This window comes from Sphingomonas sp. (assembly GCF_036388435.1).
Taxonomy (GTDB): Bacteria; Pseudomonadota; Alphaproteobacteria; order Sphingomonadales; family Sphingomonadaceae; genus Sphingomonas.
Genome location: NZ_DASVRV010000033.1, coordinates 1 through 13,117, shown reverse-complemented (window position 1 = coordinate 13,117; position 13,117 = coordinate 1). Strand labels below are relative to the sequence as shown.

General features: G+C 71.4%; 10 protein-coding genes. 4 read left to right on the top strand and 6 right to left on the bottom strand.

What is annotated here, in order from left to right; genetic code table 11:
* Positions 1–152: 152 nt before the first annotated feature.
* Positions 153–314, bottom strand: coding sequence for a DUF1674 domain-containing protein (locus VF592_RS07535; RefSeq protein WP_331005002.1), 162 nt, complete (start codon positions 312–314; stop codon positions 153–155).
* 50 nt (positions 315–364) lie between these two features.
* Here VF592_RS07535 and VF592_RS07530 point away from each other — a divergent pair, with 50 nt between their 5' ends.
* Genes VF592_RS07530 through purH form a run of 4 tightly spaced genes read left to right on the top strand, consistent with a single transcriptional unit; the run spans position 365 to position 5,732 of the window.
* Positions 365–1,654 carry an RsmB/NOP family class I SAM-dependent RNA methyltransferase gene (locus tag VF592_RS07530; protein ID WP_331005001.1) on the top strand — a complete coding sequence of 430 codons (1,290 nt, stop codon included), beginning with the start codon at positions 365–367 and terminating at the stop codon, positions 1,652–1,654.
* Between the two features lie 37 nt (positions 1,655–1,691).
* Positions 1,692–2,351 (top strand): ribulose-phosphate 3-epimerase, encoded by a 660-nt coding sequence (gene rpe, locus VF592_RS07525; RefSeq protein ID WP_331005000.1) that lies wholly within the window; start codon positions 1,692–1,694, stop codon positions 2,349–2,351.
* Positions 2,348–4,093, top strand: a complete 1,746-nt coding sequence (locus tag VF592_RS07520; protein ID WP_331004999.1) for a heparinase II/III family protein — start codon at positions 2,348–2,350, stop codon at positions 4,091–4,093. The genes rpe and VF592_RS07520 overlap by 4 nt, the downstream gene beginning before the upstream one ends.
* A gap of 49 nt (positions 4,094–4,142) precedes the next feature.
* Positions 4,143–5,732, top strand: a complete 1,590-nt coding sequence (gene purH, locus VF592_RS07515; RefSeq protein WP_331004998.1) for a bifunctional phosphoribosylaminoimidazolecarboxamide formyltransferase/IMP cyclohydrolase — start codon at positions 4,143–4,145, stop codon at positions 5,730–5,732.
* Between the two features lie 59 nt (positions 5,733–5,791).
* On the opposite strand, the gene VF592_RS07510 is transcribed toward purH, so the two are convergent.
* The 5 genes from VF592_RS07510 to VF592_RS07490 all read right to left on the bottom strand — a co-directional run.
* Positions 5,792–7,312, bottom strand: coding sequence for a lipopolysaccharide biosynthesis protein (locus VF592_RS07510; RefSeq protein ID WP_331004997.1), 1,521 nt, complete (start codon positions 7,310–7,312; stop codon positions 5,792–5,794).
* Positions 7,312–10,125 (bottom strand): DNA polymerase I, encoded by a 2,814-nt coding sequence (polA, locus tag VF592_RS07505; RefSeq protein WP_331004996.1) that lies wholly within the window; start codon positions 10,123–10,125, stop codon positions 7,312–7,314. Before polA ends, VF592_RS07510 begins: the two co-directional genes overlap by 1 nt.
* Positions 10,126–10,187: 62 nt before the next feature.
* Positions 10,188–10,700, bottom strand: coding sequence for a DUF6622 family protein (locus VF592_RS07500; protein ID WP_331004995.1), 513 nt, complete (start codon positions 10,698–10,700; stop codon positions 10,188–10,190).
* Between the two features lie 73 nt (positions 10,701–10,773).
* Positions 10,774–11,904, bottom strand: coding sequence for a serine hydrolase (locus tag VF592_RS07495; protein ID WP_331004994.1), 1,131 nt, complete (start codon positions 11,902–11,904; stop codon positions 10,774–10,776).
* 112 nt (positions 11,905–12,016) lie between these two features.
* A partial coding sequence (locus tag VF592_RS07490; protein ID WP_331004993.1) for an FAD-binding protein occupies positions 12,017–13,117 on the bottom strand: 1,101 nt, incomplete at its 5' end.

Below are 13,117 nucleotides of genomic sequence, written 5' to 3'. Positions count from 1 at the left end.
CCGTTCGTCCTAAGTAGGGGCTGAGCTTGTCGAAGTCCCGTATCGAAGGACAGGTCCCGGCCTCCGGTCCTTCGATACGCCGCTTCGACAAGCTCAGCGGCTACTCAGGACGAACGGCTTTACCCGGCTCGATGAGGCTTTGGCCGGTCCGCCTAGAAGTCGATGGCGATGCCCTTGCTCTCCCAATCCCCGTAGCGGACGGGGTTCTTGCCCATCGGGTCGCGTTCGGGCTCCCGCACCAGCTCGGGCTCGGGCACGGGGGGGCTGGGGGTCAGATAGGCGGGGGGCTTCACATGGTCGGGGCGCTTGCCCATCGAACGGCTCCGGTTGCGTGAACGGCGTAGGAACGCCAGATCGGGGGCGCATGACCGCTTCGCAACCCTCCCGCTTCGCGTCGGACAATGGTCCCGGCGTCCCCGCCCGGCGCGCGGCGCTCAAGCTGCTCGACGCGGTGCTGCGCCAGGGGCGCCCGCTCGAGGCCGCGCTGGCCGGCGCGACGCGCGAGGTGCGCGGCGCCGACCGGGCGCTGGCGCACATGATCGCGGCCACCGTGCTGCGGCGCATGCCCGACCTCGACGCGCTGATCGACGGCGCGACGGCCAGGCCGCTGCCGAATGACGCCAAGGCGCGCACGGCGCTGCGCATCGCGCTGGCCCAGGCGCTGGTGCTGGGCACGCCGCCCCATGCCGCGATCGCGACGGTGCTGCCGCTGGTCGATGGCGGGCCGCGCAAATTGGTCCATGGCGTGTTCGGGACGGTGATGCGGAGCGCGGCGGTCCTGCCCGATCCGCCGACGCTGCCGGCCGATGTCGCCGAGCGCTGGACGCGCGAATGGGGTGAGGAAACGGTCCGGGCCGCCGCCGCCGCGATCGCCGCGCCGCCGCCGCTCGACCTGACGCTCGCCCGGCCCGCGGACACCGCCGACTGGACCGAACGGCTGGGCGGCGAGAGCTACATGCCCGGCCATGTGCGGCTGCCCGAACGCGGCGCCGTCGCCGACCTGCCCGGCTATACGGATGGGGCGTGGTGGGTCCAGGACGTGTCGGCGTCGCTGCCGGTGCGCGTGCTGCTGGAGGGTCGGGGCAACCGCGAGCCCGGCCGGGTGCTCGACCTGTGCGCCGCGCCCGGGGGCAAGACGCTCCAGCTCGCGGCGGCGGGGTGGGACGTGGTCGCGGTCGACCAGTCGGAAAGTCGCCTGGCGCGACTTCGCGAGAATTTCGCGCGGTGCGGGCTCGTCGCGCGGATCGCGCTCGGCGACGTGCTCGGCTGGGCGCCGACGGAGCAGGCCGACGCCGTGCTGGTCGACGCGCCGTGCAGCGCGACGGGCATCTTCCGCCGCCACCCCGACGTGCTCCACCGCGCGCATCCGCGTTTCATCGCCGATATGGCGGAGGTCCAGGCACGCATCCTCGCCCGCGCGGCCGAATGGGTGAAGCCGGGCGGGACCCTGATCTACGCCACCTGCTCGCTCGAACCCGCGGAAGGCGAGGCGCAGGTCGAGCGGTTCCTGGCGGGGCGCGGCGATTATGCGCTGGATTCCCCCTCCGTGCCGGTCCCCGTCGATCGTGGAGCGTTCGGCCTGCGCGTCCTGCCATCGTCGATACCGGGCGGATGCGACGGCTTCTTCATCGCGCGCCTGACACGCAACGGCTGACTTGCCGGGACGTTCGGGACTGATACAGGCCCAACCCATGTCCCGACCGATCCGCATCGCCCCGTCCATCCTGTCCGCCGATTTCGCGCGGCTGGGCGACGAGGTCCGCGCGATCGACGAGGCGGGGGCGGACTGGATCCACCTGGACGTGATGGACGGCCATTTCGTCCCCAACATCTCGTTCGGCCCCGGCGTCGTGCGCGCGATCCGGCCGCTGACGGCCAAGCCGTTCGACGTCCATCTGATGATCGCCCCGGTCGATGCGTATCTCGACGCCTTCGCCCAGGCCGGGGCCGACCGGATCAGCGTCCATGTCGAGGCGGGTCCCCATATCCACCGCTCGATCGGGCATATCGGGTCGCTCGGGCTCAAGGCCGGGGTGGCGCTCAATCCGGGCACTCCCGCCAAGATGCTCGATTATCTGATCGACCTGGTCGACCAGGTGATCGTGATGACGGTCAATCCCGGTTTCGGCGGGCAGCATTTCATCGGGTCGCAGCTCAAGAAGATCGCCGCCGTCCGCAAGATGATCGACGCGACCGGGCGCGACATCGCGCTGGAGGTCGATGGCGGCATCGACGCCGCCACCGCCGCCCGCGCGATCGACGCGGGCGCCGACGTGCTGGTCGCGGGTACGTCCGTGTTCGGCGCGGGCGGCGATTACGCAGCCAATATCGCCCGGCTGCGCCCGGCATGAGCCTCCACGACCCGGACTCCGCCATGCTCGCCCCCCGCGACGGGATCGAGGAAGGCAAGCGGCTGATCCGGGTCGGCGGCGACAAGGGCCTGTCGCTCGCCGAGCGGCTGTCGGAACGGCTTCACCGGCTGACCTGGCGCACCCCGCTCCACGATCTGCGGCTGAAGGGGCGGCATCCGCTGAAATTGATGGCGGTGCCCGACGACCCCGTACCCGGCGATGTCGAGCGCGGCCGCGCGCTGCTCGCGGGACGGCTGCTCTATCTGGGCGAAGAGCGGGCGATCGACCTGCTCGACCCGCGCCGCGCCGATTGGGGCAAGCCCTTCGCCGACCATTTCCAGAGCTTCGCCTGGCTGCGCGACCTGTCGACGGTGGCGACGCGGGCGCAGGCCGCCCCGGTCGCGGAGGCGCTGATGGCGCGCTGGCTCCACGCCCATGCCGACACGGTCGACCAGGCGGCGTGGCGGGCCGATCTGTGGGGCCGGCGCGTGCTGTTCTGGACCGCGCACGCCCCCTTGATCCTGTCCTCGACCGACATCGTCTACCGCTCGCGCGTCCTGAACGCGCTGGCACGGGGCGGGCGGCATCTCGACCGTTATGCCGACAAGGCGCCGCCCGGCACCGCGCGCATCGCCGCCTGGTGCGGGGTGGTCGCGTGCGGGCTGCTGCTGCCCGAGGGCGAGGCGCGGCTGCGCTTCGGCGAGGCGGGGCTCCAGCGCGCGCTGGGCGTCAGCCTGTTCGAGGATGGCGGATCGGTGTCGCGCTCGCCCGCGATGCTGCTTCAAACGATCGACCTGCTCGCGATGCTGGCCGCCTGCTACGACGCGCGGCGGCAGGACCCGGCCGACGCGACGACGGCTGCGCTTGCCCGGATGGTGCCCGCGCTGCTCGGGGTCGCGCATGGCGACCGGGGATTGTCGGGCTGGCAGGGCGGCGGCCCCATATCGGCGGAGCGCGTCGCGGCGGTGGTGGAGGCGAGCGGGGTGCGCACGCGCCCGCTGCGCCAGTCGCGCGACTGGGGCTATCAGCGGCTGGCGGCGGGCAGCGCGGTGCTGATCGTCGACGCCGCGCCCCCGCCGGTCGCGCGCGTGGTCGAGGGTGGCTGCGCCTCGACGCTGGCCTTTGAATTCTCCGACGGGCCGGCGCGCATCGTCGTCAATTGCGGCGGCGCGCGCGCGGCGCTGGCTACGCTTCCGCCGGCGCTGGCCGAGGGACTGCGGACGACGGCGGCGCATTCGACGCTGACGCTCGCCGATTCGAACTCCACCGCGATCCTCGCCGACGGCACGCTGGGGCGCGGGGTCGGCGAGGTCGAATTGTCGCGCCAGGAGAGCGAGGCGGGGAGCCGGATCGAGGGGGCGCATGACGGCTATGTCCGCCGCTTCGGCTTCGTCCATCGCCGCCAGCTTATGCTGACCGCCGATGGTCGCGAAGTGCGTGGCGAGGACGCGCTGCTCCCGCGCGGGCGCCGCCGCCGCGCGGGGGCGACCGCCTTCGCGATCCGCTTCCATCTCGGCCGGGGGGTCGCGGCGGAGCCGACCGCCGACGGCCAGGCCGCGATCCTGCGCACGCCCGAGGGGGGGCTGTGGCAGTTCCGCTGCCGGGGCGGGGCGCTCCTGGTCGACGACTCGCTGTGGATCGACGAGGGCGGGCGCCCGGTCGCGACGCGCCAGCTCGTCGTCACCGGCGAGGCGGCGGCCGGAGGCGCCAGCATCGGCTGGCTCTTGAAGCGCGCGCGCTAGACGGGCAGGGCGCCCGCGAACCCCCTCTCCCCATCGTCGGAGCCCGTCCATGTCGCTCGTCCCCGTGCACCGCGCCCTTCTGTCGGTGTCCGACAAGACGGGGGTCGTCGACCTGGCCCGCGCATTGGCGGCACGCGGCGTCGAGCTGGTCTCGACCGGCGGCACCGCGACCGCGCTGCGCGACGCGGGGCTGGCGGTGCGCGACGTGGCCGAGCTGACGGGATATCCCGAGATGATGGACGGGCGCGTCAAGACGCTTCATCCGGCGGTGCATGGCGGGCTGCTCGCGGTCCGCGACGACCCCGCGCATGTCGCGGCCATGGCCGCGCACGGGATCGGCGCGATCGATCTCGTGGTCGTCAACCTATATCCGTTCGAGGCCACCGTCGCGCGCGGCGCGGCACGCGGCGAGGTGATCGAGAATATCGACATCGGCGGCCCGTCCATGGTGCGCTCCGCCGCCAAGAACCACGCCCATGTCGCGATCGTCACCGATCCGGCGGACTATTCCGCGCTGCTGGCGGAGCTGGACGCCCATGACGGCGCGACGACGCTCGATCTGCGCCGCCGCCTCGCCGCCGCCGCCTTTGCCGCCACCGCCACCTATGACGCGATGATCGCCGGCTGGTTCGCCTTCGCCGACCAGGGCGAACTGTTTCCAAGGACGCTGCCGCTGATCCTCCAGCGCCAGGACGAGCTTCGCTACGGCGAGAATCCTCACCAGGCCGCCGCCTTCTACACCGGCCGGGGACCCTCGGCGCGCGGGATCGGCCAGGCCGAGCAGGTGGGCGGCAAGGCGCTCAGCTACAACAATCTCAACGACGCGGACGCCGCGCTCGAGCTGCTCGCCGAGTTCCGCGACGCCGGCCCCACGGCGGTGATCGTCAAGCACGCCAATCCCTGCGGCGTCGCGACCGCAGCGACGCTCGAGGCGGCTTACCGCGCCGCGTTCCAGTGCGACCCGGTGTCGGCGTTCGGCGGCATCGTCGCGCTCAACCGCCCGCTCGACGGCGCGACCGCCGCCGCCATCGCCGAGATCTTTACCGAAGTCGTGGTCGCCCCCGACGCCGACGCCGAGGCGCGGGCGGTGTTCGCGCGCAAGAAGAATCTGCGGCTGCTGCTGACCGGCGCGCTTCCCGATCCGGCGCGCGGCGGGCTGTCGGTCAAGTCTATCGCGGGCGGCTGGCTGGTCCAGTCGCGCGACGGGGGAGCGCTGTCCGACGACGGGCTCCGGGTCGTCACCAGGCGCCAGCCGACCGCGCGGGAGCTCGCCGATTGCCGCTTCGCCTGGACGGTCGCCAAACACGTCAAGTCGAACGCGATCGTCTATGCGCGCGACGGCGCGACGGCCGGCGTCGGGGCGGGGCAGATGAACCGCCTCGAATCCGCGCGCATCGCCGCCTGGAAGGCGCGCGACGCGGCCGACAAGGCGGGTTGGGCCGAGCCGCGCACGATCGGATCGGCGGTGGCGTCGGATGCGTTTTTCCCCTTCGCCGACGGGCTGATGGCGGCCGTCGAGGCGGGGGCGACCGCGGTGATCCAGCCCGGCGGCTCGATCCGCGACGCGGAGGTGATCGCCGCCGCCGACGAGGCGGGGCTGGCGATGCTGTTCACCGGGATGCGCCACTTCCGGCATTGAGTTGGTCAGGCTTCGACTTGCGTCGAAGCGCGGCGCGGCCCCCGCGTAAGCACATCGCGTCAGCCCGTGGCCGCGCCCCCGGCCGGCAGCGCGACCGTTTCCGGCGCCGCCTTGCGCCGGAACAGCGCGCGGTCGGCGTCGCCGAACGACCAGCGCCACAACACGAACAGATAGGTCCCCGCGATCGCCGGCACGCCGATGACGAGCTCGGTCCACTCATAACGCTGCGGGAGCGCGGTAAAGATCGTCCCTACCGCGATCGCGGCCAGCGCCGCCCAGAGCAGCGACCAGCGCCAGGGCGTGACGGCGTGATCGAGCAGATGCTGGAGGAAGCGCAGCTTGACGACGCTCGTCACCCCCAGGCTCAAGCACAGCGCGACCGCCGGCCCCGCCGCCTGCCACGCCGCCGGCCGGCCCAGCGCGCGCATCGCGAACACCAAGGCGAAGCTGAGCGCGATCTGGAACAGCAGCATCCCCAGCGAGATGAGCAGGTTGCGCTTGCGGGCGATGTAGATCAGCGCCGATTCGGACACCGCCCCCGCCGACGCCGCGAATTCGGCGGTCAGCAGGAACGCGAGCGCGGCGGTGCCCGCGACGAATTCCGGGCCGATCACCCCCATCACCGCCTCGCCCGGAATCGATCCCATCAGCGCCAGCCCGCCCTGCGCGGCCATGATCCAGAAGGCGACCTGGCACACCTGGCGCGCGACCGCCGCCTTGTCGTCCCGCGCCAGCGCCTCGGTCACGACGGGACCCAATATCGGGTCGAAGCTCGTCTTGAGCTTGGCGGGAAGCGAGGCGACCTGCTGCGCCATATAGTAGATGCCGACCACGCTGGGCGGGAACAGCACCCCCAGGATGAAGCGATCGACGTTGCGCGTTCCCCATTCCAACGCGTCCGCTCCCGCCAGCGGGGCATTGGCCTGGGCGAGCGCCAGCAGCGGCCGCACGCGCGGCGTCCAGCCGCGCGGCAGCCCATAGGAGCGGATGAACGGCACCGCGCTCGCCACCAGCGCGGCGAGCATCGACACGACATAGGACAGGACCAGCCCGTCGCGCAGCGTCCAATAGGACAGGACCCAGGCCGCGATCGAGATCGTCCAGGGCTCCACCACCGCGCGCGCCGTCACCGCCGCCTTGACGTTCAGCCGATAGGCGAGCGCCGCCAGGCTGACGTCCGACCAGGCGGTCGCGACGATAATCAGCGGCAGGAACCGGTCGAGCCCGGTGATCGCGCTGTTGGGATACAGGAGCTGCGGAAAGCTGAACAATACCGCGCTCGCCGCGATCGACACGACGAGCGCTACGACCATCGCATCCCACACGACATGCGCATGCGGCCGGTCGGTGGTCGCCAGCGCCTGCGCCAGCCCGCGCTTCAGCCCCAAGGTCGCCAGCAGCGCCGCGAGCTCGACCACGACGACCGCGATGGCGAAGCGCCCGACCAGCTCGGGCCCATAAACACGCCCCGCGATGAACAGGAACGGGATACGCGCGAGCAGCCGGAGCGCGAAGCCCGCGATGTTCGTGCGGCCCCCCTTGGCGAGCGCCGCGATATCCTCGGGATCGGCCGTCGCCACTAGTGCGCCGAACCCCAGCTATGCCCGGTGCCGATCTCCACCCCCAGCGGCACCGACAACGTCACCGCCGGCGCCGCCGCGCCCTCCATCACCCGGCGAATGACCGCGCTCGCCGCCTCGACATCGCCTTCGGGCAGTTCGAAGACGAGTTCGTCATGCACCTGGAGGAGCATCCGCACCTGCGGCAGCCCGGCTTCGGCGAGGGCGGGTTCCATGCGGACCATGGCGCGCTTGATGATGTCGGCGCTGGTCCCCTGGATGGGGGCGTTGATCGCGGCGCGCTCGGCGCCCTGGCGCTCGTTCTGCGTCTTGGCCTTGATGCGCGGGAACCAGCATTTCCGGCCGAACAGCGTTTCGGTATAGCCCCGGTCGCGGACCTGGGTCAGCGTGTCGGCCATGTAGCGGTTGACCCCCGGAAAGCGCTCGAAATAGCGGTCGATCAGCGCCTGCGCCTCGTCGGCGGTGATGTTCAGCCGCCCCGCCAGCCCCCAGCGCGAGATGCCGTAGAGGATCGCGAAGTTGATCGTCTTGGCCTGGCCGCGCGTGTCGCGGTTCACCTCGCCATAGAGTTGCCGGGCGGTGAGCGCGTGGATGTCCTCGCCCGCCGCATAGGCCGCCTTGAGCTCGGGCACGTCGGCCATGTGCGCGGCCAGCCGGAGCTCGATCTGCGAATAATCGGCGGCGAGCAGGACATGGCCCTCCTCCGCCACGAACGCCTCGCGCAGCTGGCGGCCGATCTCGGTGCGGATGGGGATGTTCTGGAGATTGGGGTCGGTCGAGGACAGCCGACCCGTCTGCGCGCCCGTCAGCGAATAGCTGGTATGCACCCGGCCGGTCGCCGGATTGACCTGCGCTTGCAGCGCGTCGGTATAGGTGTTCTTGAGCTTGGTGAGCTGGCGCCAGTCGAGCACGCGCCGTACCACCTCGGCGCCCGGCCCGTCCGCGCGCGCGATACGCTCCAGTTCGGTCACGTCGGTGGAATAGACCCCGGACTTGCCCTTGCGCCCACCCTTCAGGCCCAGCCGGTCGAACAGGACCTCCCCCAGCTGCTTAGGGGAACCGATGGTGAAGGGACCGCCCGCCAGGTCGTGGACGATCTTTTCCAGCTTCGCGATCTGCCCCTCGAACTCGGTCGACAGCGCCGCCAGACGCGGCACGTCGACCTTGATCCCGCGTTGCTCCATGCGCGCGATGACGGGGACGAGCGGGCGGTCGACCATCTCGTAGACCCGCGTCGCGCCCTCGGCCGGAAGCCGGCGCTTGAACCTGCGCCATAGGCGGAGCGTCACGTCGGCGTCCTCGGCGGCGTAGCGGGTCGCGGTTTTCAGGTCGATCTCGTGGAAGCCGCGCTGGTTCTTGCCGGTGCCGACCACCTCCTTGAAGCCCAGGCAGGTGTGCGACAGGTGCTCCGCCGCCAGCTCGTCCATCTTGTGCCCGTGGCGCCCCGCGTCGAGGTCGAAGCTGAGCAGGATCGTGTCGTCGAAGGGTGCCAGGTTCAGACCCCCGGTTTCGGCATAGGCCCGGTCGAGCACGATCATGTCGTATTTCAGATTGTGACCGATCTTGAGCACGGCCGCGTCCTCGAGCAGCGGCTTGAGCAGGTCGAGCGCGACGCGGCGGTCGAGCTGGACGGGCGTCTCGCTCAACAGGTCGGACCCGCCATGGCCCAGGGGCACATAGCAGGCGCGGTTGGGGGCGAGCGCCATCGACACGCCGACCAGATCGGCGCGCGTCGCGTCGATGCCGGTGGTCTCGGTATCGACCGCGACCCAGCCCTGCGCGCGCGCCCCGGCGATCCAGCGTTCGAGGGCGGGGGCGTCGACCACGGTCTCGTAGCCGTCCAGGTCGCAGGGGGGATCGGCGTCCGCGTCGTCGGACGGGGCCTCGGCCCCGCCGGCCGAGCCGGGCGCGGTGCCGGCTTCGCCCGCCACCTCGCCCAGCTTGGCGAGCAGCGACTTGAACCCGTGATGCTCCAGGAACGCCTTGAGCGGCTCGGCGGGGATGCCCGCCTGCGGCAAGGCGAGCGCGTCGAGCGGGTCGTGCAGCGGCGCGTCGTCCTTGAGCGTCACGAGCACCCGGCTCATCCGCGCCTCGGCGGCATGGGCGATCAGATTGTCGCGCAGCTTGCCCGCCTTCATCCCCGGCGCGGCGGCGAGGACGCCCTCCAGGTCGCCATGCTCCCCGATCAGCTTGGCCGCGGTCTTCGGGCCGATGCCCGGCACGCCCGGCACATTGTCGACCGCGTCGCCCATCAGCGCGAGCACGTCGCCCAGCCGCTCCGGCCCGACCCCGAACTTCTCGACGACGTAATCGGGGCCGAGCCGCCGGTTGTTCATCGTGTCGAGCATGTCAATGCCGGCATCGCCATCGGAAACGGGCGCGAAGAGCTGCATCAGGTCCTTGTCGGACGACACGACCGTCACCTCCCACCCCTGGCGCTGCGCCGCGCGGGCATAGGAGGCGATGATGTCGTCCGCCTCCAGCCCCTCCTCCTCGATGCACGGCAGCGAAAAGGCGCGCGTCGCGTCGCGGATCATCGGGAATTGCGGCACCAGGTCGGGCGGCGGCGGCGGGCGATGCGCCTTGTACCCGGCATAGAGGTCGTTGCGGAACGTCTTCGACGCCTTGTCGAACACCACCGCCATGTGCGTGGGGCCATCGGCCTTGTGGAGCGCGTCGGCGAGGCGCCAGAGCATGGTCGTGTACCCATAGACCGCTCCCACCGGCTCGCCATGCTTGTTGGTGAGCGGCGGCAGCCGGTGATAGGCGCGGAAGATATAGCCGGAGCCGTCGACGAGATAGAGATGGGGCATCGCGCGCCAGCCTAGCCTAGCCGCCGCCACCCGTCATTCTGAACTTGTCCCGCGCCCGGCGCTCAGGCCGTCCGGCGCCGATCGTGGCGCGCGGCCCTGGCGAGCGGCAGGAAATCGGCCAGGGCGCGTCCGGCCGCCAGCGACATCAGCGCGGTGGCGATCAGCGACCAGGTCGCCGCGCGCGCCGGATCGAGATGTCCGGCCATTTCGAGCATGTAACGCGTCCAGAAGATCAGCATGTAGAAGAGGAGCGGCCACCGGGTCGCGGGCAGCTCGAACACCCCGCCGCCCAGATGGACCGGCCGCGGCACCAGCCGGAACGGGCCGCTCGCGAAGCCGATCAGCGCCGCGCCCGCCGAAACCACGATGCGCGCGCCCTGCGGGGCCGGCGCGGGACCGAGCAGGGTGAACACCGTCCAGATGGCGAAACCGATCGGCGCGGCCGCCGCCAGGGCCAGCGGCGCGCGGCGGGTACGCAGCCGGCGCGCGCCCAGGAACACCAGTCCCGCGAGGATTCCCCACACGAATGGGGGCGTCCCCGACAGGATGCCCCCCATGATCGTCGCTGGACTCACTGAACGGTCGCTCCCCTGTTCCCCGTCCCGGTCATGCCCGCGTCGGAGGGGGAAGGCCAGCGCTCAGGGGAAGTCAGTTCGCGGCCGCGCCGCCGGTCCGTCCCGGCGCATGGGCGACGACCGCCCTCGCCACCGTCTGGATCAGTTGCTGGCGCGCGGTGACCGAGCGGGTCGTGTCGCCGATCATCACCGCCATCGCGTAGCGCCGCCCGTCGGGCGCGGTCAGGATGCCGACATCGTTGAAACCGGCGTTGCGCCCGTTCAGGTCCTGGCCGGTGCCGGTCTTGTGCGCCAGCTGCCAGCCCGGCGCGATCGCGGCGCGCAGGCGCGAACGCCCGGTGACGGTACGCGCCATCGTCTCCAGCATCACGCGCGTCGACGATTCGGACAGCAGTTCGCCGCGCGCCAGCCGCGACAGCGCGTCGGCGATGGCGAGCGGGGCCGCGCCGTCGGGCGGGTTGGCGATATAGGCGTCGAGCGCGGCGCGGCGCCGCTCGGGCGACAGCGCCGCGCGGGCCGTCTGAAAGCCGCCGCCGACCGAATATTCGGGCCGCCACTCGATTCCCGCCGTCCCCGCCTGGAGCAGCCGCTCGCCCGGGCCGAAGCGGATGTCGCCCAGCCTCTTGTTGGCGATGACGTCGCGAACCGCCGCAGGCCCCCCCACCAAGGTCAGCAGCCGGTCGTTGGCGGTGTTGTCGCTCTGCGTCAGCGCGCGGGTGAGCAGCCCGCCCACCGTGGTGGTGAAACTGCCGTTCTTCTGGACCAGATAGGCGATGGGCTGGTGAAACAGGGTCAGGTCCTGGCGGCGAACCGTGATCTCGTCTTCCAGCCGCAGACGGCCCTGGTCGCGCATCTCCATGACGGTGATGGCGACCCACAATTTCGACACCGATTGCTGGGGCATCAGGCGGCGGCCATTCGCCTCCACGGTCCAGCCCTCGTCGACGGCGCGCACCGCGGCGCCCGCCAGCCCGCCGAAACCGCGTACCGCTTCGCTCACCGCCGCCGACAGCAGGTCGGGCGCGGCGCGCACCGGTCGCGGCGCGGGCGGCGGCACGGGGACGGAGACCACCGCGACCGGCACGGGCGCCGGCGCGCTCGGCTGCGAGGTGGCGTTGGGCCGCGACTCGGGCACGCAGGCGGCCAGCGCGATCGGGATCGCCAGCATGGAAAAGCGGGCCCAGCGGCCCCGAAAACTCGTCACGATATCACGCACCCCAACCCCGGCGACGATACTTGGCCCCGGTTTCGTCCCGGCGAAACAGCGGGATGCGCCCGGTGCGACGAAACGAGCACCGCTCGCGCCGGGCTGCGGATCAGAAATGCGAGGGCACCAGGATCGTGTCCACCGCGTCCGCGAGCATGTCGGGATGGTCGAGCGTATAATGCAGCCCCCGACTTTCTTTGCGGTGCAGCGCGGAGCGGACGATCAGGTCCGCCGTCTGGAGCAGGTTGCGCAGTTCGATCAGGTCGGGCGTGACGCGGAAATGGCCGTAATAATCGGCGACCTCCTCCGTCATCATGGCGATGCGGTTGGCCGCGCGCTCCAGCCGCTTGGTGGTGCGGACGATCCCCACATAATTCCACATGAACCGGCGGATCTCCGTCCAGTTCTGCTTGATGACGACTTCCTCGTCCGAATCGGCGACGCGGCTCTCGTCCCAGGGGCGCACGGGCGGCGGCGGGGGCAGGTCGTCCCAGCGCCGGGCGATATGCGCCGCCGCCGCCTCGCCGAAGACGAAGCATTCGAGCAGGGAGTTCGACGCCAGCCGGTTGGCCCCGTGGAGCCCCGACTGGGTGCATTCCCCCGCCGCGTAGAGGCCGGGCAGGTCGGTGCGCCCGTCCCGGTCCACGACGATGCCCCCACAGGTATAATGCTGGGCGGGAACCACCGGGATGGGCGAGCGCGTCATGTCGATGCCCAGCCCCAGCAGCTTTTCGTGGATGTTGGGGAAGTGCTCGCGGACGAAATCGGCGGGCATGTGGCTGATGTCGAGATGGACGTAATCAAGGCCGTAACGCTTGATCTCCGCGTCGATCGCGCGCGCCACCACGTCGCGCGGCGCCAGTTCGAGGCGCGGGTCGTAATAGGGCATGAAGTTCTTGCCCGTCGTCGGATTGACCAGCCGCCCGCCCTCGCCGCGCACCGCCTCGGTGATCAGGAAGTTCTTGACCTGGAGATCGTAGAGGCAGGTCGGGTGGAACTGCATGAATTCCATGTTCGACACCCGGCACCCCGCGCGCCACGCCATGGCGATGCCGTCGCCGGTCGCCCCCTTGGGCGCGGTCGAGAACAGATAGGTCCGCCCCGCGCCCCCGGTCGCCAGCACCGTCGCGCGCGCGGTGTGGAGGTCGACCAGGCCCGTCGTCCGGTCGACCGCATAGACGCCCCACACATGCCCCGCCCCCGAATAGCG